The organism is Flavobacteriaceae bacterium GSB9 (assembly GCA_022749295.1).
In the GTDB taxonomy this organism is placed as follows: Bacteria; Bacteroidota; Bacteroidia; order Flavobacteriales; family Flavobacteriaceae; genus Flavisericum.
This window is the reverse complement of record CP062007.1, coordinates 1,799,391-1,820,259: the sequence shown is the minus strand read 5'-3', so window position 1 is coordinate 1,820,259 and position 20,869 is coordinate 1,799,391. Positions and strand designations below refer to the sequence as shown.

Genomic DNA, 20,869 nt, shown 5'->3' with positions numbered 1-20,869 from the left:
ATACAATAGATCCTTTTTATGGGTTCACTACGTTTTTTGGGTTACCGTTTATAAAAGCTTCTAAATTTCCAACAGTAGTTTGCATTAGTCGCATACGGGCTTCTTTGGGAGCCCATGCAATGTGCGGAGTGATAATACAGTTTTTGGCTTTTAACAATGGATTATTAGCTTCCATAGGTTCTTTTGAAATCACATCAACGGCTGCGGCAGACAGTTTTCCACTGTTGAGAGCGTTTGCCAAATCTTCTTCATTTATCAACGGACCCCGAGAGGTGTTGATGAGCATAGCACCGTCTTTCATTTTTACAATATTATCTTTGTTGATGACACCCTCGGTTTCGGGTGTCAATGGACAATGGAGGCTAAAGATGTCCGAAGTTTTAAGTAATTCTTCTAGCGTAACAAATTCTAAATGCTCATTTTCAAACTCACTATAAACTGTACGATTATAAACTTTAATGTTTAACCCGAAAGCTTGTGCAATTTTAGCCGTGGCTTTTCCAATTTTACCAAAACCTATAAGCCCTAAGGTTTTGCCAGACAGCTCTATTAATGGGTGATTCCAAAACGAAAAATCTTTACTGGCTATCCAATCACCTTTCTTTACAGCCTGGTTGTGATTGCCCACGTGGTGGCATAGCTCTAACAGTAGAGCCAAAGTAAATTGGGCCACAGCAGTTGAACTGTAATCGGGCACGTTGGTAACAATTATGTTGTTTTTTTTAGCAAACGCAACATCAATAATATTAAAGCCAGTAGCCAACACACCAATGTATTTTAAGTTAGGGGCACTTTCAATAACTGCACGGTTAATTGGTGTTTTGTTCGTGAAAATTATTTCGGCGTCACCAATATTTTCAATAATAGCACTGTCAATGTAAGGTGTTCGGTCAAAAATGGTTACATTTCCAAATTGCTTTAAGCCATTCCAGTTTAAATCGCCTGGGTTTAGGGTGTACCCATCTAACACAACTATTCTCATAAAAATTTAATTAATTTTTATAAAGATAATGGGGTGCAATAATAAAACAATTATAAGTTGGATTTATTTTACCCTGTGGTAGGTTTCTGCATAAATAGGGTGACCTAAACTGTCTTTTTCAATTTGGGTAAACGAATTTTCATCAATAATGATTTCAAAATCAAAAATTTTGTTGGCTTCAATACGTTTTCTCATCGCTTTTGAGCCATAATCGAGGTTTTCAGTTAAAATGCCGTTCTCAAACGTATAGTCACCAACGCCAAACCAATCCAAAGAATCACCAGTACGAAGTCTGCTCCACATAATTTTTGTTTCAGAAAACATTTTCATCTGTTTAAAGGTATTAGATGTTTTTATGGTATCAACCGTTCCATCTCCACTATAATTTAAAAAGCTTACCAATTCCCATGCGCCTTTAATGGATGGGGTGGTGGTAGGGGCAACAGTATCGGCCATGGCGGTTTCGTTATTGTTTTTGCAACTTAAAAATGCGAGGAGTAGTATTAGCAAAAGGGATAGTTTTTTTTTCATGACGTACGTTGTTTGTTTAGTTACACTTAAATTTACAAAAAAAATTAACATGAATTTTAGTTGCAATAAATTTTAAATATCGGATAATAAGAAAGTGTTAATAACTTCTGTATTGGTTTTACATCAAAAATTCTACATTTGTTGTTCTAAAATGATTACGATATGGCAGAGGAAATAGAAAGAGTGAAATGTTTGATTATTGGGTCTGGACCAGCTGGTTATACAGCGGCAATTTATGCAGCAAGAGCTAACATGAGCCCAGTATTGTACCAAGGTGCGCAACCTGGTGGGCAGTTAACCACAACTAACGAAGTGGAGAATTTTCCTGGGTATCCTGAAGGCATTACAGGGCCAGAAATGATGATGCAGCTCCAGGCACAGGCAGAACGTTTTGAAACAGATGTGCGCAATGGTTGGATAACTAAAGTAGATTTTTCTGGTGAAGTCCACAAAGTTTGGGTTAACGATGAAAAAGAAATCCATGCAGATACCATAATAATATCTACTGGTGCCTCGGCAAAGTATTTAGGGTTGGAATCTGAACAAAAATATTTAAATCTAGGAGGTGGTGTTTCAGCATGTGCTGTTTGTGACGGCTTTTTCTACAGAAACCAAGAAGTGGTTATTGTTGGTGCTGGTGATTCAGCTTGCGAAGAGGCGCACTACTTATCCAAACTTTGTAAAAAGGTTACCATGTTGGTAAGACGAGATGAGTTTAGAGCGTCTAAAATCATGGAAGCCCGCGTTAGAAATACTGAAAACATTGAAATCTTGTTCAATACAGAAACCGATGAGGTTTTAGGAGATGGTCAAGTGGTTACCGGTGTTCGTGTATTTAATAATAAAACGGATGAAAAACATGAAATTCCTGCAACAGGATTTTTCGTGGCTATTGGACATAAGCCAAACACCGATATTTTTAAAGATTATTTAGAGTTGGACGAAACAGGGTACATCATCAATAAACCAGGGACATCAAAAACCAATGTTGAAGGGGTTTTTGTTTCCGGCGATGCAGCAGACCACGTTTACCGCCAAGCAGTTACTGCAGCTGGAACAGGTTGTATGGCAGCACTTGATGCTGAACGTTATTTGGCAGCCAAAGATTCAAGCTTTGAGGTTTCAACGTCTACGTATAACTAAAAGGAAACACTACATCAATTAAGAAATGCTTTTCTTGATTTAAAGCTTTTAAATTGTTTTAAAAATTGTTTTCTTTGCCTCAATAAAATCGGGATGTGGCGCAGTCCGGTTAGCGTACACGGCTGGGGGCCGTGTGGTCGCAGGTTCAAATCCTGTCATCCCGACAAAATAGGCATTTAAAATTAATTAATGTGAAAAACCAGCAATACTTATCTTGCTGGTTTTTTTGTGCATATTAATTAGGATGTTCGTTATTTTGAAATAACGATTTTATCTTCTTTTGGAAGAGCCTCGAATCAGCATTTCGGTGTTTAAAAATGTGATTTCTTTAGCCTTGTCCTTTTTAGGAGATTTTATGCTTTTGAGAATAATTTCTGCTGAAGCTTGACCCATTTTTGAGGCGGGATGGGTTATTGTAGATAGGTTAGGGTCTATAATTTCAGAAATGGGATCGTTTTAAAACCAATAACCGCTAGTTTTTCAGGAACTTTAATGCCTCTTTTTTTTGCGCATTGAATGGCACTGACACCTAAAATATCACCAGGAGCAAAAATGCCATCAGGACGTTTTTTTAAACGCAACAGTTTGTTGCTTGCTTTTTTAGCTTCATCGTAAGTTACCCCCTTCAGTTTTATTATAAGGTCTTCGTCAATGGGCAGGTTGGCCTCTTTCAAAGCATCCATATATCCTCTTTTCCTTTCGTTGTAAATACTAAATTTCAATCCCGCCGTGAGGTGTGCAATACGTTTGCAGCCTTGTTCAATTAAGTGTTTTGTCGCTTTATAGGCCGCAGCGTAATTATCAATAACTACACGAAACGTGTTAAAAGCTTTTGGAACCCTATCTACAAACACTAAAGGGATGTTGTTGTCAATAAACAGTTGGAAATAATCAGTTTTGCGTGTTTCCATTGCTAACGAACAAATAACGCCACTAACCCTGTTGTTGTACATGGATTTTGCCATTTCAACTTCATCTTTGTAAGAATTGTGCGATTGCATGATAACAACATGATAACCGGATTTTTGGGCCGTAATTTCAATACCGGAAATTAATGATGATAAAAACGGTTGCGTAATGGTTGGAACTAATACTCCAATGGTTTTAGTTCTTTCGCTTCGTAAACTTGCTGCAAGGTTTTGGGTCTGTAACCCATTTTTTCTGCTGTTTTTTTTACTTTTTTTATTGTTTTTTTGCCGATGCTATGATGGTCTTTTAGCGCTCTGGAGATTGTTGAAGTTGCAAGCCCCAGTTTTTCTGCTATATGGTAGATGGTAACTTCTGTGTTCTTTTTCATTGGAAGGGCACATTGTCCAAATGCATAGCTTTTTAGCGCTATGAAACCGTTTTGGTTAAATTCTTAATCTGTAGGTTGAAACTCTAATTGACTTGTAATAAGTAAAAATAGAAAAATTAAGTAAAAAGGCAACCGATTGTCTTCTTCGTTTCATAAATACTAGCCTTTTGTTAAATTGGCTTCTTTTAAGTTGTGAATACTTGATAAAGCTATTAATTTTTTTGTGAAGGAAATAATAGTTAAAAGTCGAGGTGTTCAACGTTGTATTTATCGCAAAGTAATGCAGCCATAACTTCTGGTCTTCCGTTGGTTAAAAACTGTAACGCACCTTTTTTAGATTCTGTGTTAAGTAAGTTATGTCTTTCTAAAACAGCTTTTGTCTGTCTTGCAACGGCGGTTCCAGAGTCTATTATTTTTACGTTGTTGGGTAAGAGATCAACCAAAATAGGAATTAAATAAGCATAGTGCGTGCAACCCAAAACTAAGTAATCGATGTTGGTGTCAATCATTGGTTTTAGGTAGATTTTTAAAAGCGATTTCATTTCTTCCGAATGCAGTTTCCCACTTTCTATGAGTTCAACAATGCCATTACCAATGCGTTCAATTACCCTTATGTTTTTAGCAAACAGATTCGAGGTTTTGTGAAACAATTCGCTGCTTAACGTGCCTTCGGTTGCCAAAATACCCACAACACTGGTTTTTGTTTGTAGGGCAGCAGGTTTTATTGCGGGCTCTATACCGATAAACGGAACATTATAATGGCCCCTTAAAAAATCGATAGCATTGGTTGTGGCTGTATTGCACGCTACTACAATGAGTTTGCAGTTATTTTTTATTAAGTACTCGGTGTTTTTTACACTAAGGTCTGTAATTACCTTTTTGCCTTTGGGGCCGTAGGGGGCATTTATGCTATCGGCCAGATAAATGGTGTTTTCTTGGGGCAGTAACGCATGGATTTCTTTCCAAATGGAAGTGCCACCAACACCCGAATCAAAAATGCCAATAGGTTGCTTGCTCATAGTTTAACAAAAATAAAAAAGCTGCCTTTTTAAAAGACAGCTTTTTAGATTATTTTATTGACTTGTTTTTTTATTGGATGCCTAATTTCTTTTTAACATCTTCTAAAATGTCTTTTCCGTCAGCTACAATTAGAGTCGCTCTATCCAATACATACTCGTAACCTTGCTCTTTGGCCACTTCATTGATGGCTTTCATCGCTTTTTCTTGGATAGGCTTAAACAATTCGGCCTCTTTTTGAGCTAAATCTTTTTGCGCATCGGCTCTAAACTGTTGGATACGTTGTTGTTTTTCTTGCAACTCTAAACCTCTTTTTTGGTTTTCTTCATCGGTTTTAGTACCCGCTTCAGCTTCATATTGTTTTACAGTGTTTTGGTACTCTGAAATAGAAGCTTGAATGTCGGTTTGGTAGGTTTTGCCCAAAGTTTCTATTTCAGATTGAGCCGCTTTAGCTTCTGGCATAGCCGCAATTAACTCTTGGGTGTTTATATGGGCAACCTTTTGCGCTTGTGCAAAGCTAACAGTGATTATACATAAAGCGGTTGCTAATAATAGAGTTCTTAATTGTTTCATTTTTAAATAGTGTTAAGTGTGTTATAAATTTATTGTTGTTTAATTTTTCCTAGCATCAATTATGCTATCTCTTCGTCTTTGTCTTTCTTCTAAAATTCGTTGTTTTCTTTCTTCTAATTCTTTTTTTCTAGCTTCTCTTTCAGCCAATTTGCGTTGTCTATTTTCTTCTATAAGTTCGGCTTGAGTTTTTGTTTCATTGTCAGTCTTGGTCTCGACTTCTGTTTTGGTTTCGTCATACGTCTTTCCTTCGCTTACACTTTCATCTTCGTTTTCTTCTGATTTTGTTGATGAAGATGTTGTTTGCTGTCTAGCTTCCAACTTGGCCTGTCTGGCTTTTTCCCTTTCGGCCAATATTTTTTCCCGACGTTCCTGGGCCTCTTTTTTCTTAGCTTCGCGAGCAGCAAGTATTTCTTGGCGACGTTTTTCAACAGCTTCAGCTCTGGCTTGTTTCTTTTCCTCCAAAGCCTTTTCTCTTGCATCAAGTTCTTCGTTTACCTCAGGGATGAGTTCTTCTTCCTCAGCAGCCTTTCGCTCGGCTCTGTTTTGCACTTGTTTACGTTTGGCTGTTCGGTTAATGCTTCTTAATACCTGCTCGCTCAAATCGAATCGTTTCGCTGAAAAAAGCATGGTAGCGTCAGACGATTTATCAAAAATGAAATCATATTTTCTGCCTTCGGCCAAATCTTGAACTGCTGCAAATATTTGATCTTGAATGGGCTGCATGAGTTGTTTTTTTTGAATAAACAAATCACCGTTTGGTCCAAATCGCTTTTGTTGATAGTCCAGTATTTCAGCTTCTTCAAATTCAATATCCTCTTGGCGTTCTTCAATAAGTTCGGTGGTTAAAAGCGCCTTTTCGTTATTTAGAGCGGTTCGTTTTTGGTCTACAATAGCTAATTTTTTCTGAATTTCATTTTTCCACTCTTGTGCTTTGGCGTTCAATTGCTGCGTGGCTTCTTGATATTCTGGAACATTCTCTAAAATATACTCGGTGTCTATATAAGCAATTCTAACACCGCGCTGAGCCTGAATGGTAGAAAAACTTAACATAAAAACGAATGTCAGTAAAAAAAGAACGTTGTTTTGCATTGGTTTAGTTATTTTATGATTTATAGATTGCCAATTCTAAAACGACAGATGTTTGTACAGCCTTTTCGAATGGTGTTTTCAAAATTAACGAAATTTAATCTTAAAAATTTTATTCTCATGCAAATCATCAAGGTGTTAATAGAAAATATCGTGCCAAAAATAATTATTGTGTTTAAAATTGTTGTCCAATTATAAAGTGTGTTTCCCAACCATGTTTCTCTGTTTCGCCTGGTAATGGGTCGAAACCATGGCCAAAATCGATTCCCAATAAACCAAATGCAGGCATGAAAATACGAAGCCCTAAACCAGCAGAACGTTTAATGTTAAACGGGTTGAAATCTCTAAAATCATTAAATGCTCCACCGCCTTCTAAAAATGCCAAGGCGTAAATTTTAGCAGAAGCTTTTAGTGTGATAGGGTATCGCAGTTCTAAGGAGTATTTGTTATAAATAGTGGCTCCATCGTTTGACAGTCGACCCGTTGCTCTATCAAAAGGCTGAATAGATTGATTAGGGTAGCCACGTAATTGAATGGCTTCCCTACCGTCTAAACTGTAGTTGCCCAAACCGTCTCCACCTACAAAATAACGCTCGAAAGGAATAATGCCACGGTATTGGTTGTAGGCGCCTAAAAAACCATATTCTATGCTTGGCCTCAATACTAAGTTTTTGGCGAGTTGGGTATACCATTCGCCCTTAAAGTTAACCTTGTAAAATTCTAACCACTTATAGCGTTCTTGGTCAATTTCGGTAATCTTTTCGTTGGCTTGGATATAGGCTAAATCTGTTGGTGTGTCTGCATACTCTGCACGCGTTTCTAAAGCAGCATCATATTCTTCAGAAAGTTCCTCATAATCTACGCCATTAAATAAAGAGTAGGGTATCGACATTTTTGCGGTTACCGAAAATTTTGAACCTCCCGTTGGGAAAATAGGGTCTACACTGGTATTATTTCTGCTCAATCCAACAGTATACGAAAGGTTGTTGGAATAACCATCACCAAAAGTAAATAACCCCGTATTGTAATTGTTTAAGTCGTAACGTTGAAAGCTAATAGCTTGTGATAATGTAAAGAAATCATCAGGAACCGTTAAGCGTTTTGCCAGACCAAAGGTAATACCTGTAATATTAAAGCTTCTGCTTTTATCTGCATTACGGGTTTGGAAATTGTATAAAAACTGTTTGGTATGCGATAGCGATGTAGAAAATTGTACAGGACGCTTGCCACCTAACCATGGTTCGGAAAATGAAAAACTATAGGTTTGGTAAAAGCGGCTGGCCTGTAAACGTAGTGCCAATTTTTGTCCGTCGCCCATAGGGATGGGTTTGTAGGCTTCCTTTTTAAAGATATCTTTTATGGAAAAGTTATTGAACGATAGGCCCAATGTGCCAATAAAGCCACCGCCACCATAACCACCTTGCAGTTCTATTTGGCTCGATCCGGTTTCTTTTACCGAATATTCCATGTCAATAGTACCCTCGTTGGGGTTGGGGTTAATAAAGTTTGGCGATATTTCCTGGGCATCAAAAAAGCCCAATTGCCCCAATTCCCTGACCGTACGGACTACATTTGATTTACTGTATAGCTGCCCTGGGCGGGTGCGAAGTTCGCGATATATAACATGGTCGTTAGTTTTATCATTTCCTACAACGGTAACACTATTAAAATACGCTGGTTTTCCTTCAGAAATCCGTATTTCCATATCAATAACATTGTTGTCGGCACTTACTTCAACAGGATTGATGGTGGAGAACAAATATCCGTTGTTTTGGTATTCATTGGTAATATCGAAAGCATCAGGTTTAGATTGGTCTGCAATGCGTTTTTGTAGTAAAACACCATTATAGGTGTCGCCTTTTTTGATGCGAAGCAAACGACTTAAATATTCATTTGAGTAAACCGTATTGCCTATAAACTCAATATCACCAAAGGTATATTGCTCTCCTTCGTTTACGTCTATAAAAAGCGAAATGGTTTTGTCGTTGTTTACCACTAAACTGTCTGAAAGTACACGTGCATCACGGTAACCATTTTCTTTATAGGTGTCTACTATGTGTCCTAAATCAGCTTGGTAGGCCGAATCGATAAATTTTGAACGCTTCAAAATTCGCAAACGATTAATTTTCTTCGTGCTTTTCATTGCTTTTCTAAGCTTTTTGTCGCTTAAAACGTCATTGCCATTAAAAACAATGTCTTTTATTTTTACTTTTTCGCCTTTATCGATGTTCAGTACCATGTTAACTCTAGCTGTTTTTAGCGAGTCGTTTTTAACCTCAATGGTATTGATATGAACTTTGGTATTGTAATAGCCTTCCTTTTTGTATTTTTTTATTAGGTGGTTTTTAGTAGTGGTGATTAGGTTTTCGGTAACTTTTACGCCTTTTTTAAGCTTATTGTCGTTAACTATACCTTCAATTTTTCCCTTTTTTACACCATTTACTTTGAGTTCGTTAAGTTGAGGTAAATCGGAAAGTTGGATTTGTAAATACGCCTTGTCGCCTTCAATTTTGGTAACATAAACTTCAATGTCGCTAAAAAGGTTTGAGTTCCAAAGTTTTTTTATGGCATTGGCAATATCTTCACCGGGAATAGTAATTTCTTTTCCTTTTCTAAGCCCCGAATAGGTTATTATGGTTTGCTCGCCAAAAGAGGTGTTGCCTAAAACAGAAATGCCCTCTAAGGTGTATTTCTTACCTTTAATGTAGTTAACATCTTGCGCCTGAACAGCAAGACATCCCGCAAAAAAGGCTATAGTAAAAAAGTACTTTATGTATGTTATTGCAGATAACTTAACTAAGTTGTTCGCTTGTTTTCCCAAATCTTCGTTCTCTTTTTTGATATTCAATAATAGCTTCGTACAAATGCTGTTTTTTAAAATCTGGCCAAAGCACATTTGTGAAAAATAGTTCGGCATAAGCTATTTGCCATAGCAAAAAGTTACTTATTCGTTGCTCTCCGCTAGTCCTAATAAGCAAATCTACGTCTGGTAAATTTTGCGTGTAAAGATGCTCATTTATAATTGATTCATCAATATTATCGGGCGAAATTATATTATTTTTAACTTTAATGCTAATTTCTTTTATGCTGTTTATCAATTCTTCCCTCGAACCATAGCTTAAAGCTAGTGTTAAGGTCATTCTAGTATTGTTTTCAGTGCTTTTTATAACTTCAAAAAGCTCTTTATGGACTTTTTTGGGCAACGTATTTAGCGAGCCAATGGCATTAAGCTTTATATTGTTGTCTTGAAGTGTTTTAATTTCCTTTTTTAATGAAGACACCAAAAGTTTCATTAGGGTTTGTACTTCAAGTTTTGGGCGCTTCCAGTTTTCTGTTGAAAACGCATAAAGTGTAAGGTTGCCAATACCGAGTTCGGCACAGGCTTCAACGGTCTCTCTTACAGATTTTGTGCCGTTTTCGTGTCCAAACGCTCGAGCCATGCCCTGCTGTTTGGCCCAACGGCCATTACCATCCATAATAATGGCAATGTGTTTAGGTAGTTTGTTACTGTTTATTTTGCTTTTTAAATCCATTTTATTCTACACAATAACATGGGTTTTCTCCAAAGGTATAGGTTAGGGTTAAACCCGAAAAAACATACCAGTCGTTGTTGTTTATATTACCAAAGCGGTATTGGCTTCTCCATTGGTCGTCGGGTAAGCTGCCATCAATTTCATCTGAAAACGTATAGCGGGCACCAACCTCAAGGCCTAAAATAAAATTACCCAAGATATTGGTTTTAAAGCCCAAAGCCATGGGGATACCGTAAGCCCAGCTCGATGAATTTTCAGAAGTTTGAACGCCATTTAAAAAATAATAATTGTCGTGATGTGCCACGCTAATTCCTGAATATAGATAAGGGGTGGCTACGGTTCTGCCAGAGTGTAGGTTGAAATCCACAAACGTAAACTCCATGCCTGCCGAAATCTCTACTAGATTTGAATCAAAATCATAATCTCGTTGAATTCTTCTTGGGGCGTCAGATTTGCTGTCGTAGGCTTTTAAATCTGAAAAAATTACCGATGCACGCCAAGAGTGCCTTTTGCTGCGGTTCCACTTAAACATTAAGCCCAGAGCTGGTGCGTTGGGGTTAATATAGTTCGTAGCTCCAACATCTGCAATCAAATTACTGCCGCCGGCAAAACCACCGATTTCAAAAATTTGAGAATAGCTAAATTGAATGCTTAATATGCTAATTATCACTATGCTTAAATGCCTCATAAATATCCAAAAGTTTGCAAATATAATAAATAAGATGTGTCCGAGATAATCTGAACAAAATAGTCTGGTTTTAAAACAGAATTTCTTTTGAATTATTGTTTTAGTTGCGTTTGTCTTCGCCCCAAAGTAGTTTTTTTCTAAGGGTATCCAAAAAGCTTTCATCAAAAAGATCGATCATTTTAATTTTAAAATCGGCTTTTTTGATTTTGATTAGTGTGCCGTTATCCAAAGTGGCTATTCTAGAATCTAACGATACCAAGTGTTGTTCTTCGCGGCCATCAACCCGAAGTTGTATTTCTGTAGAGTCTGGAATAATTAGTGGGCGGGCACTAAGGTTGTGCGGCGCAATGGGGGTAAGGGCAAAACTGTTGGTGCTTGGTGTTATTACAGGACCACCGCAGCTTAGCGAGTACCCGGTAGAGCCTGTTGGTGTTGATACTATTAGGCCATCGCTCCAATATGAGGTAAGGTATTCGCCATCTAAATAGGTTTCAACCGTAATCATCGACGTGGTGTTTTTTCGGCTAACAGCAATTTCGTTTAATGCGAAATTTAACGATTTAATATTACTGTTTTCTGGGGTGGTTTCAACAGACAACAGACTGCGCTCCGAAATTTTATATTTACCATCAATGATGCTTTGCATAGCGCGCTCGATAACATCAACCTGAATAGTGGCCAAAAAGCCTAACCGGCCTGTGTTAATGCCAATTATAGGGATATCGATGTCTTTTACAAAGGTTATGGCCCGTAAAATGGTACCATCACCGCCAACGCTTACCAATAAATCAAAAGAAGTATCAAGCGTGTCGAATGTTTTAAACGAATTGAAATCTTTTATATTCGGTGAATTATCGCTTATAATTTCGAAAAAATGACTTTCAATATAAGCATCGATATCGTTTTTTAGCAGATACTGAAAAAGTGTTTCAACGGAAGCCGATGTGGTTTTGTTATAAAATCGTCCGAAAATGGCAACCTTCATCATATGTTTAAATATCTTTTTAAATAGTTGGAGCGTTCTTTTAAGGTTTCAAGGTAACCATCTTCTTCATGGCCAGAAACAATGTTATAGCTATACCTCCTAAACGTTTGGATGATTTCGGTAAGGCCCGTGTTTCCAATCTTTAGGGTAACCTGAACCAAATCTGAGTTCATTTTTGAAATGAATGCTCCGAGCAGTTTACCACCGTTTGTTTCAACAATTTGGCTAATTTCGCTAAAGGAATAATCGTTGATGCCCTTTTCGACCACCAATATACCGCCAGCTTCAGCAAAAAATGGTGATTCGCTAAACAAGCCAATAATGTCGTTAAGCTCATAATAGCCTAAATAGTTGTTTTTAGCATCTAAAACAGGCATCAAATTTGTAGAGTTTACGGCAAATTCTTCTAAAACATCAAGCCAAAGCGTGCTGTCTCTCACAAAGAAATCTTCAAGGGCATATAGGCATTCTCTTAAGGGCTCATCGTTATTAAAGCAATGGGCGTCTGTTTCAGAAAAACACCCCAAATACCTGTTGTTTTTATCCTTAACGGGAATGTGCGAAAAAGTTAGCTGATTAAAAAGAAGCTGTAGTTCACTAGCCCTGCTGCTAAGGTTTAAAGGTTTTACATCGTTAATTATGTATTCCGAAAGTTGCATAATCTCTTTTTAATGATGCTGCAAATTAATCAAAAAAATACGATGTAAGCGTGTTCTACTTTGTATTTTTGCTGAATAAAACCGATTTATGACCAAGTTAAGCGTTAATATAAACAAGATAGCCACGTTACGAAATTCAAGAGGTGGCGATGTGCCCAATGTGGTACAATTTGCTAAAGACGTGCAGCGTTTTGGAGCCGAGGGGGTTACCATACACCCTAGACCCGATGAACGTCACATCCGCTACCAGGATGCTCGCGATTTAAAACCAGAAGTTTACACTGAGTATAATATCGAGGGCAACCCGATAAAGTCGTTTATGGATTTGGTTTTAGAGGTGAAGCCCACTCAGGTTACTCTGGTGCCCGATGCCGAAGATGCTATTACAAGTAATGCGGGTTGGGATACGATAAAGCACAAAGACTTTTTGGTTGAAGTAATTAAGGAATTTCAGCAAAACGGTATTCGAACGTCTATATTTGTCGATCCCGTTTTAAAGCAAATAGAAGGTGCCAAAGAAACTGGAACCGATCGCATTGAATTGTATACTGAAGGCTTTGCGCATCAATACGGTTTGGGTAATTTTGACGGTGTTAAACCGTATCACGAAAGTGCGGAGTTAGCCGATGAATTGGGCTTAGGTATTAATGCCGGGCACGATTTGTCATTAGATAACATCAAGTTTTTTAAAGAAAACATTCCCAATTTATTGGAAGTCTCCATTGGGCATGCCTTAGTGGCCGAAAGTTTGTATTTGGGGGTTGAGAATGTTATTCAAATGTATTTGGGTAAGCTAAAGTAAATTGTAACATTAAAATTTTTGAGTTCGTGGCAGAAGAAAAAATATTGTATTCAAACATAATAGGCGAAGGAAAACCATTTATAATCTTGCACGGTTTTTTAGGTATGGGCGATAATTGGAAAACTTTGGGCGGTGAGCTCAGCGAATTGGGGTTCGAGGTACATTTGCTCGACCAGCGAAACCATGGTCGCAGTTTCCATAGCGACGATTTTAGTTACGAACTATTGGCCGAAGATTTAAAAAACTACTGCGAAGCCAAAAACCTAGAGGACATTGTTTTGTTAGGCCATTCCATGGGCGGGAAAACAGCCATGCTATTTGCAACGCTATATCCAGAAATGGTATCGAAATTAATGGTTGCCGATATTTCACCACGGTTTTATCCGGTGCACCACGATGTTATTTTAAACGGCTTGAGCGCATTGAATTTTGATGAAATAAAAAGTCGCGGTAAGGCCGATAAAGTTTTAAGTGAGTATATACCTGAAGTCGGTATACGTCAGTTTTTGCTTAAAAACCTCTATTGGGTAGAAAAAGGAACATTGGCACTGCGCATCAATTTAGAGGTGCTAAAAAATGAAGTTGCCGAAATTGGTGAGCCATTGCCGGCGCACGCAATATTTGAAAAAGATACGCTTTTTCTACGCGGAGACCGTTCAGAATATATTGGTGTGGGTGACGAAAATATTATTAAAAGGCATTTTCCAAGTTTCGAAATTGTAACCATTGCCAATTCAGGTCACTGGCTACACGCCGAAAATCCAAAAGACTTTTTTGAAGCGGTTGAAAGATTTGTAAAATAGACTTGTAAAAAATCTTACCTTTTTTAGGAAAAAACCTATATTTACCTTATTTAAAAACCAAACTATTTAAATGAGGCAAATTATTCTATTTCTGTTTTTGGCATTTTCGATTTGTGCCATATCTCAAAACAGACACCCCGATGGACCATACAAAGAATACCATAAAAATGGTCAGTTAAGAAAAGAAGGGTTCTATAAAAACAATAATAAAATTAGTGTTTGGAAAGAGTATTACGATAGCGGACAGCTAAAAAGAGTTTATACATTTGGCACAGATGGCAGGTCTACGGGAATTGAAGAGCTGTATTCTAAAAACGGCCATTTAATCAGTGAAAAAAAGCCGGTGCAAAATGGAGGTTTAATTTATAGGGGATATTTTGAAAATGGAAATATGTCTGTTACTTATGCCTTAATGCCTTCAAATAATAAAAAATATTTTGTTAAGGCTGGAGGGTATAAAGACTTCTATGAAAATGGAACTTTAAAAACAGAATGTATTTATTCTAATAATGAGTTATCTGGCCCTTGGAAACAGTTTTATGATACAGGAGAAAAAGAATGGGAGGTTGAATATTTTAAAGGGTACAAACAAGGGGTGTATAAACAATTTTATAAAAGTGGCCAGTTAAAGTTAGAAGGTTCCCATGTTACAGATTTTCTGGATGGCGAAGAAAAGCGATATAACGAAAGCGGGCATTTAATATGGAAAGGGGAGTATTCAAATGGTGATTTTGATGGTGTTTGGAGTCAATACGATTCCTTAGGAAATATTGTTAATGAATTGAAATATAAAAAAGGGAAATTAAAGAGAGGGGGTAAGTCCGTAAAATTAGAGTCTACTAAAATTCCCGATGGTTTATTGGAGCGTGTTCCCGTTTATCCTGGTTGCGAATTATTTCCTGGCAATAATGCCAAACGAAAATGTATGTCCGAAAAAATAGCCGAATTTATCAATAAAGAGTTTAATCCAGATGTCGTTGTTGGTACGGGTATTTACGGTAAACAGCTTGTTAATGTGATTTTTAAAATTGATAAAACAGGCTCAATAACGGGTGTTAGGGTTAGAGCAAAGCATCCAGATTTAGAAAAAGAAGCTATTCGAGCTGTTAGGCAATTACCAAAAATGGTGCCTGGCTATCAAAAAGGAAAGGCGGTTATTGTACCCTATAGCTTGCCCATTTTTGTTAGTGCTACGGTGCCAAGAAGTAAGTTGACAGAACACTACAAGACGTTTTCAGAATAATTCCATTCTATAAAAAGAATTTGAGCAATCTCTATCGCTTTCCACCAGATAAAATTTTAACAAGTCAATATTTATTAAATGAAAAAACGTATAACATTACTTGCTCTTTTTATTGCGATTCATAGCTTTTCACAAATCAATCACCCCGATGGGGCTTATCAAGAATTCTATGATAGTGGTGAAGTGAAAAAGGAAGGTTTTTACAAAGACAACAAGAAGAATGGTGTATTTAAAGAATACTATAAAAGTGGTCAATTAAAGTTAACGGGCTTTTATAACAACGGAAATAAAATTCGTAACTGGCAGGGCTATTATGAAAATGGTCACCTTAGAACAGTAAATGCTTATGGCTCCAATGGGAAGCCGACTGGTATAGGGCAATCTTATTCTAAAACAGGGGTGTTGACCAAAGAAACCAAGCGTGCTGCCAATGGAGGTCTTGTTACCAAAGAATATCAAGAAACGGGTGAACTGCTTGCAGTTTACGGTCGAATTCTTTCGCAAACTAGAAGTTTTGTTAAAGCTGGTGGTTACAAAGAGTATTATAAAAAAGGAACGTTGAAGGTTGACGCTATGTATGAAGAAAATGAGCTCAAGGGTATTTGGAGGCAATTTTATGAGACTGGAGAAAAGGAATGGGAGGTTTATTATGTGGAGGGCTACAAAGAAGGTTCGTACAAACAGTATTATAAAAATGGCCAAATAAAATTGGAAGGTTTGTGCAAGTTGAATGAAAAGGACGGGGAAGAGCATCAGTACAACGAAGAAGGCAAATATATTAACACCCTTAAATACAAAAAGGGAGAACTTAAAAAGGTGTCCAGTAAAACATCGCTTCGGGTTGTTGAAATACCCGATGGTGTCCTTGTGAACCTTCCTGTTTATCCAGGGTGCGAAATTTACCTTAGAAATACAGAGCTTAGAAATTGCATGTCTCAAAGGGTGTCTGGTTTTATTATGAAAAAGTTTAATACGTCTTTTGCGAGAGATATGAACTTAAAAGGAAAGCAAAAAATCTATGTGATTTTTAAAATAGATGAAGATGGCCATGTAGCAAATATAAGAGCTAGGGCTGCCCATAGGGCTTTGGAGGCCGAGGCAACTAGGGTTATTGCCCTATTGCCTAAAATGAAACCAGGGCTTATAAGAGGAAAGCCTGTAAAAGTGCCGTATTCATTACCAATTGTTTTTAAGATATAAGTCCAGTTAAAATTTATTAACTTTATTTTCAAAATAAAAAATATATGAATCTCATTTTAAGACTTCTTTTAAATGCCGTAGCCGTTTTCGTTTTGGCTTATGCGCTATCGGGTGTACATGTAGACAGCTATCTAACCGCTTTTATCGTAGCTTTAGTATTGGCCGTGCTCAATTTACTGGTAAAACCGATTTTGGTCATTTTTACATTACCGGCAACCATCTTAACTTTAGGGCTGTTTCTATTGGTAATAAACGCCGTCATTATTCTTCTGGCTGACCAACTAATAAGTGGTTTTTCGGTCGATAATTTTTGGTGGGCATTGTTCTTTAGTGTCCTTTTGTCTATTTTACAATCTATACTGCATTCTTTGCTGAAAGACGAAGAAAAATAGCCTAAAAATCAAGCAATTAAAAACTTTGTTGGGTGGTAAAAATATTGTACTTTTGCCACCCAATTTTAGTCGCTGTGGGCGCTGCGTGTTATGTTAAACGTGTAGTAACGACTAAAATGGCCGTTTCCTGCAAATCGTTCAGATGGCTTTTCGGGAAACAGAAGTTTGTTAAAAATTGAAGTTGAAAAACTTTTTTGTTAATTGCCTTAAAAGGCTTCATATCATTTAAAATGAATATTACAAGAGAAAACGTTGATGCATTAAATGCTGTTGTAAAAGTAGATATCGCCAAAGAAGATTACAGCGATAAAGTTGAAAAAATCTTATCAGATTACCGAAAAACAGCAAACATTCCTGGTTTTAGAAAAGGGCACGTGCCTATGGGCATGGTGAAAAAACAATACGGTAAAGCCGTGTTGGTTGATGAGGTGAATAAATTGCTTCAAGATGCTTTAAACAAATATTTAACTGAAGAGAAGTTAGATGTTTTAGGACAGCCACTACCAAAAACCCAAGATGAAATTGATTGGGAAGCTGAAAAATTTTCTTTTGAATTCGAATTAGGGCTGGCTCCTGAGTTTGAGGTAGATTTAAAAAGCAAAAAGACGATTACGCAATACAATATTGTTGCCGACGATAAAATGATCGACGAGCAAATTGAGCGTATCCAAAAACAATACGGAAAGTTAGTGTCTCAGGATGTAGTTGAAAAAGACAGTGAAATTACCGGTACTTTCAAAAACGAAGAAAAGGAGATTGAAAATACGGTAACCTTAACTTTGGATAAATTCAAAGGAAAAGCTACCGAAAAACAATTCATAGGAGCAAAAGTTGGTGACGTAATCACGCTAAAAACCAAAGGACTTTATGATGATGATCACGAATTGATGCACGCTTTAAAATTAGGACATGACGAGGTTCATGGTCTTGATATAGAAGTGACTTTTGAAATCACTGAAATCAATGAGCGCGAATTGGCCGATTTAGACCAAGAGTTGTTCGATAAATTATTCGGTAAAGGAGAAGTAGCTTCAGTAACCGAATTAAAGGCTAAAATAAAAGAAGATGCTGAAAAACAATTTGTTCAGCAAGCAGACCAAAAATTACTGAACGATGTAACCGAGCATTTGGTAGAAAATACTAAGTTCGATTTACCGGCAGAATTCTTAACAAAATGGTTGCAAACAGCTGGTGAAAAAGAATTGGATTCTGAAGAAGCAAGAGAAGAATACGAGAAATCTGAAAAAAGCTTGCGTTACCAATTAATTGAAGGTAAATTGATAGAAGAGCACGATATTAAAGTAACCATGGACGATATAAAAAACCATGCGCGCGAAATGATTAAAGGGCAAATGGCTCAATTTGGCCAAATGAATCCTTCTGATAAAGAATTGGATGATATTGCAGCCCGCGTGCTTTCTAACCAAGATGAGGCACGCCGTATTTCAGAGCAGTTAATCAGCCAAAAATTACTGGCTCTTTACAAAGAAAAAGCCAATCTTAAAGTAAAGGAATTGAGCTATGAAAACTTTGTAAAAGAGGTTTATGGAGACAAATAAGTAAATAATAAATGCTTATATTTAGGCGCTTAAATCGTATTGATTTAAGCGCCTTTTCATTCAAAATAAACCATCAATAACAAAACATATTAACGCACGTAGATTTTGTTTATCAGAGCGTTAATAAAATAAATTTCAGTTTAAACTATGGATTACGCAAAAGAGTTTGAAAAATTCGCGATAAAAGATCAAGGTATCAGCAGTACATATTACAACAAAATAATCAGTAGTATGTACCCCACTAACCTTACGCCAAACATTATTGAAGAACGCCAAATGAACATAGCGGTTTTCGATGTGTTCTCTCGATTAATGATGGATAGAATCATTTTCTTGGGAACAGGTATTAACGATCAAGTGGCTAATATTGTTCAGGCACAATTACTGTTTTTGGAAAGTACCGACGCTTCAAAAGACATTCAAATATATATCAATTCACCTGGCGGAAGCGTTTATGCAGGTTTAGGTATTTATGATACCATGCAATTTATAAAACCAGATGTTGCCACAATCTGTACCGGTATGGCGGCCTCAATGGGTGCGGTGTTGTTATGTGCTGGAGAAAAGGGTAAGCGTAGCGGATTAACACACTCGCGCGTTATGATTCACCAGCCGTTAGGTGGTGCTCAAGGGCAAGCGAGTGACATTGAAATTACAGCAAGAGAGATTTTAACCCTAAAAGAAGAACTTTATAAAATTATAAGTAAGCATTCCGGACAGGATTACGACAAAGTATATGCCGATAGTGATCGCGATTACTGGATGAAAGCCGATAAGGCCAAGGAATATGGTATGATAGACGAAATCTTAGCGCGCAATTAAATAAAAATTTGTAATTTTAATGGATTATAAAACAGTGAATTGTTAAAATTACACTCTCGAAAACAGATTAGATTAATGGCAAAAGAAGAACTAGAATGTTCGTTTTGTGGTCGTAAAAAACCAGAAACAAATTTATTAATAGCGGGATTAGATGCTCATATATGCGATCGATGCATTGAGCAGGCACATGGCATTGTTTTAGAGGAATCAAAACAAAATGATAGCAGCGATCTCTCAGCAGAATTAAAACTCCGCAAACCGCAGCAAATAAAATCTTTCCTAGACGAGTATATTATTGGTCAAGACTCTACTAAAAAGGTGATGTCTGTGGCTGTATATAACCACTATAAACGCTTGTTACAACCGGCATCAAATGACGATATTGATATCCAAAAAAGTAATATCGTTATGGTTGGGCAAACCGGTACAGGAAAAACCTTAATGGCAAAAACCATCGCTAAAATGTTAAATGTGCCTTTGGCCATCGTTGATGCAACGGTTTTAACCGAAGCTGGTTATGTAGGTGAAGATGTTGAGAGTATTTTAACGCGTTTGTTGCAAGCTGCCGATTATAATTTAGAAAAAGCAGAAAAGGGAATTGTTTTTATTGATGAGATAGACAAAATTGCAAGAAAAAGCGATAACCCATCCATAACCAGAGATGTGTCAGGCGAAGGCGTACAGCAAGCATTGTTAAAGCTTTTAGAAGGAACAGTGGTTAATGTGCCACCAAAAGGAGGGCGTAAGCATCCTGACCAAAAGTTTATTGAAGTCAACACTGAAAACATTCTTTTTATTGCAGGTGGGGCCTTTGATGGTATTGAGCGTGTAATCTCTAAACGATTGAATATGCAGGCGGTAGGGTACAGTGCTTCCATGTCTGATGATGTTGTAGACCAAGAAAACTTATTGCAATACATTATACCAAAAGATTTAAAGGATTTTGGTTTAATTCCTGAGATTATTGGGCGTTTACCAGTATTAACGCATATGAATCCTCTAGATGCTAAAACACTTAGGGCCATTCTTACAGAGCCAAAAAATGCCATCATAAAACAGTACAAAAAGTTGTTTGAAATGGACGATATTGAGTTTTCAATAACTGATGGTGCTTTAGGTTTTATAGTTGATAAAGCCATACAGTATAAATTGGGTGCTAGAGGTCTACGCTCGTTATGTGAGGAAATTTTAACCGATGCTATGTTTGAATTGCCAAGTAGCGATGAGAAAAAATTAAACGTAACCAAAGCGTATGCCGAGGATAAGTTGACAAAAACTACACTGAAAAAGCTAAAAGCAGTTTCATAGAACATTACAATAATATAAAAGTAAAAAACCACACTTATTTTAGTGTGGTTTTTTTATTTATGGATATTAATTAATAATGGATTTGCTATCTAAACTTTATAAGTTTTTCTTATTTTTTTTAAAAGTATTGCTTATTTGAGAACACACAAAGCTTTTAAAATTCTTTTAGACTATAAGACGAAATACTCGTTTAAAAAACTTTTTACAATACACTTAATCGATAATTTCGTTTTTTGATAATTTGAA

19 protein-coding genes, 1 tRNA gene and 1 pseudogene are annotated in these 20,869 nt (G+C 36.9%); 10 read left to right on the top strand and 11 right to left on the bottom strand.

Annotated elements, in window-relative coordinates:
- Nucleotides 1-16: 16 nt before the first annotated feature.
- Nucleotides 17-982, bottom strand: a complete 966-nt coding sequence (locus GSB9_01574) for a D-2-hydroxyacid dehydrogenase (GenBank protein ID UKM65013.1) — start codon at nt 980-982, stop codon at nt 17-19.
- Nucleotides 983-1,045: 63 nt separating this feature from the next.
- Nucleotides 1,046-1,513, bottom strand: a complete 468-nt coding sequence (locus GSB9_01573; GenBank protein ID UKM65012.2) for a hypothetical protein — start codon at nt 1,511-1,513, stop codon at nt 1,046-1,048.
- A 162-nt stretch (nt 1,514-1,675) separates the two neighbouring features.
- Between GSB9_01573 and trxB the strand changes: the two genes are divergently transcribed.
- Nucleotides 1,676-2,656 (top strand): thioredoxin-disulfide reductase, encoded by a 981-nt coding sequence (gene trxB, locus GSB9_01572; GenBank protein UKM65011.1) that lies wholly within the window; start codon nt 1,676-1,678, stop codon nt 2,654-2,656.
- An 89-nt stretch (nt 2,657-2,745) separates the two neighbouring features.
- Nucleotides 2,746-2,820, top strand: a tRNA-Pro gene (locus GSB9_01571).
- A 106-nt stretch (nt 2,821-2,926) separates the two neighbouring features.
- On the opposite strand, the pseudogene GSB9_03305 reads toward GSB9_01571, so the two are convergent.
- From GSB9_03305 to GSB9_01562, 9 genes and pseudogenes are all read right to left on the bottom strand, one after another.
- A pseudogene (locus GSB9_03305) lies at nt 2,927-3,953 on the bottom strand (LacI family transcriptional regulator).
- 239 nt (nt 3,954-4,192) lie between these two features.
- Nucleotides 4,193-4,972 (bottom strand): glutamate racemase, encoded by a 780-nt coding sequence (murI, locus tag GSB9_01569; GenBank protein ID UKM65009.1) that lies wholly within the window; start codon nt 4,970-4,972, stop codon nt 4,193-4,195.
- Between the two features lie 70 nt (nt 4,973-5,042).
- Nucleotides 5,043-5,543 (bottom strand): OmpH family outer membrane protein, encoded by a 501-nt coding sequence (locus GSB9_01568; GenBank protein ID UKM65008.1) that lies wholly within the window; start codon nt 5,541-5,543, stop codon nt 5,043-5,045.
- A gap of 39 nt (nt 5,544-5,582) precedes the next feature.
- The gene (locus tag GSB9_01567) at nt 5,583-6,632 is read right to left on the bottom strand and encodes an OmpH family outer membrane protein (GenBank protein ID UKM65007.1); all 1,050 of its coding nucleotides are present in this window, start codon (nt 6,630-6,632) and stop codon (nt 5,583-5,585) included.
- Between the two features lie 172 nt (nt 6,633-6,804).
- Nucleotides 6,805-9,525, bottom strand: coding sequence for an outer membrane protein assembly factor BamA (gene bamA, locus GSB9_01566; protein ID UKM65006.2), 2,721 nt, complete (start codon nt 9,523-9,525; stop codon nt 6,805-6,807).
- Complete coding sequence (locus GSB9_01565) at nt 9,422-10,162, bottom strand: isoprenyl transferase (protein ID UKM65005.1); 741 nt, start codon at nt 10,160-10,162, stop codon at nt 9,422-9,424. Before GSB9_01565 ends, bamA begins: the two co-directional genes overlap by 104 nt.
- Before the next feature lies 1 nt (nt 10,163).
- Nucleotides 10,164-10,850, bottom strand: a complete 687-nt coding sequence (locus tag GSB9_01564) for a DUF6089 family protein (GenBank protein ID UKM65004.2) — start codon at nt 10,848-10,850, stop codon at nt 10,164-10,166.
- A 100-nt stretch (nt 10,851-10,950) separates the two neighbouring features.
- On the bottom strand, nt 10,951-11,835 hold the full coding sequence (locus GSB9_01563) for an NAD kinase (protein ID UKM65003.2): 885 nt from the start codon (nt 11,833-11,835) through the stop codon (nt 10,951-10,953).
- Nucleotides 11,835-12,494 carry an acetoin utilization protein acuB gene (locus GSB9_01562; protein ID UKM65002.1) on the bottom strand — a complete coding sequence of 220 codons (660 nt, stop codon included), beginning with the start codon at nt 12,492-12,494 and terminating at the stop codon, nt 11,835-11,837. The genes GSB9_01563 and GSB9_01562 overlap by 1 nt, the downstream gene beginning before the upstream one ends.
- A gap of 88 nt (nt 12,495-12,582) precedes the next feature.
- Here GSB9_01562 and GSB9_01561 point away from each other — a divergent pair, with 88 nt between their 5' ends.
- The 8 genes from GSB9_01561 (at nt 12,583) to clpX (ending at nt 20,623) form a co-directional block, all read left to right on the top strand.
- A complete protein-coding gene (locus GSB9_01561; GenBank protein ID UKM65001.1) occupies nt 12,583-13,296 on the top strand; it encodes a pyridoxine 5'-phosphate synthase in 714 nt (237 codons plus the stop codon).
- Between the two features lie 26 nt (nt 13,297-13,322).
- Nucleotides 13,323-14,099, top strand: coding sequence for an alpha/beta fold hydrolase (locus GSB9_01560; GenBank protein UKM65000.1), 777 nt, complete (start codon nt 13,323-13,325; stop codon nt 14,097-14,099).
- Nucleotides 14,100-14,169: 70 nt separating this feature from the next.
- The gene (locus GSB9_01559) at nt 14,170-15,342 is read left to right on the top strand and encodes an energy transducer TonB (GenBank protein ID UKM64999.1); all 1,173 of its coding nucleotides are present in this window, start codon (nt 14,170-14,172) and stop codon (nt 15,340-15,342) included.
- 78 nt (nt 15,343-15,420) lie between these two features.
- Nucleotides 15,421-16,542, top strand: a complete 1,122-nt coding sequence (locus tag GSB9_01558; GenBank protein UKM64998.1) for an energy transducer TonB — start codon at nt 15,421-15,423, stop codon at nt 16,540-16,542.
- 44 nt (nt 16,543-16,586) lie between these two features.
- The gene (locus GSB9_01557; GenBank protein ID UKM64997.1) at nt 16,587-16,934 is read left to right on the top strand and encodes a phage holin family protein; all 348 of its coding nucleotides are present in this window, start codon (nt 16,587-16,589) and stop codon (nt 16,932-16,934) included.
- A gap of 230 nt (nt 16,935-17,164) precedes the next feature.
- Nucleotides 17,165-18,493, top strand: coding sequence for a trigger factor (gene tig, locus GSB9_01556; GenBank protein UKM64996.2), 1,329 nt, complete (start codon nt 17,165-17,167; stop codon nt 18,491-18,493).
- A 147-nt stretch (nt 18,494-18,640) separates the two neighbouring features.
- Nucleotides 18,641-19,315, top strand: coding sequence for an ATP-dependent Clp endopeptidase proteolytic subunit ClpP (gene clpP / locus GSB9_01555; GenBank protein ID UKM64995.1), 675 nt, complete (start codon nt 18,641-18,643; stop codon nt 19,313-19,315).
- A 75-nt stretch (nt 19,316-19,390) separates the two neighbouring features.
- Nucleotides 19,391-20,623 (top strand): ATP-dependent Clp protease ATP-binding subunit ClpX, encoded by a 1,233-nt coding sequence (gene clpX / locus GSB9_01554; protein ID UKM64994.2) that lies wholly within the window; start codon nt 19,391-19,393, stop codon nt 20,621-20,623.
- Nucleotides 20,624-20,869: the final 246 nt, after the last annotated feature.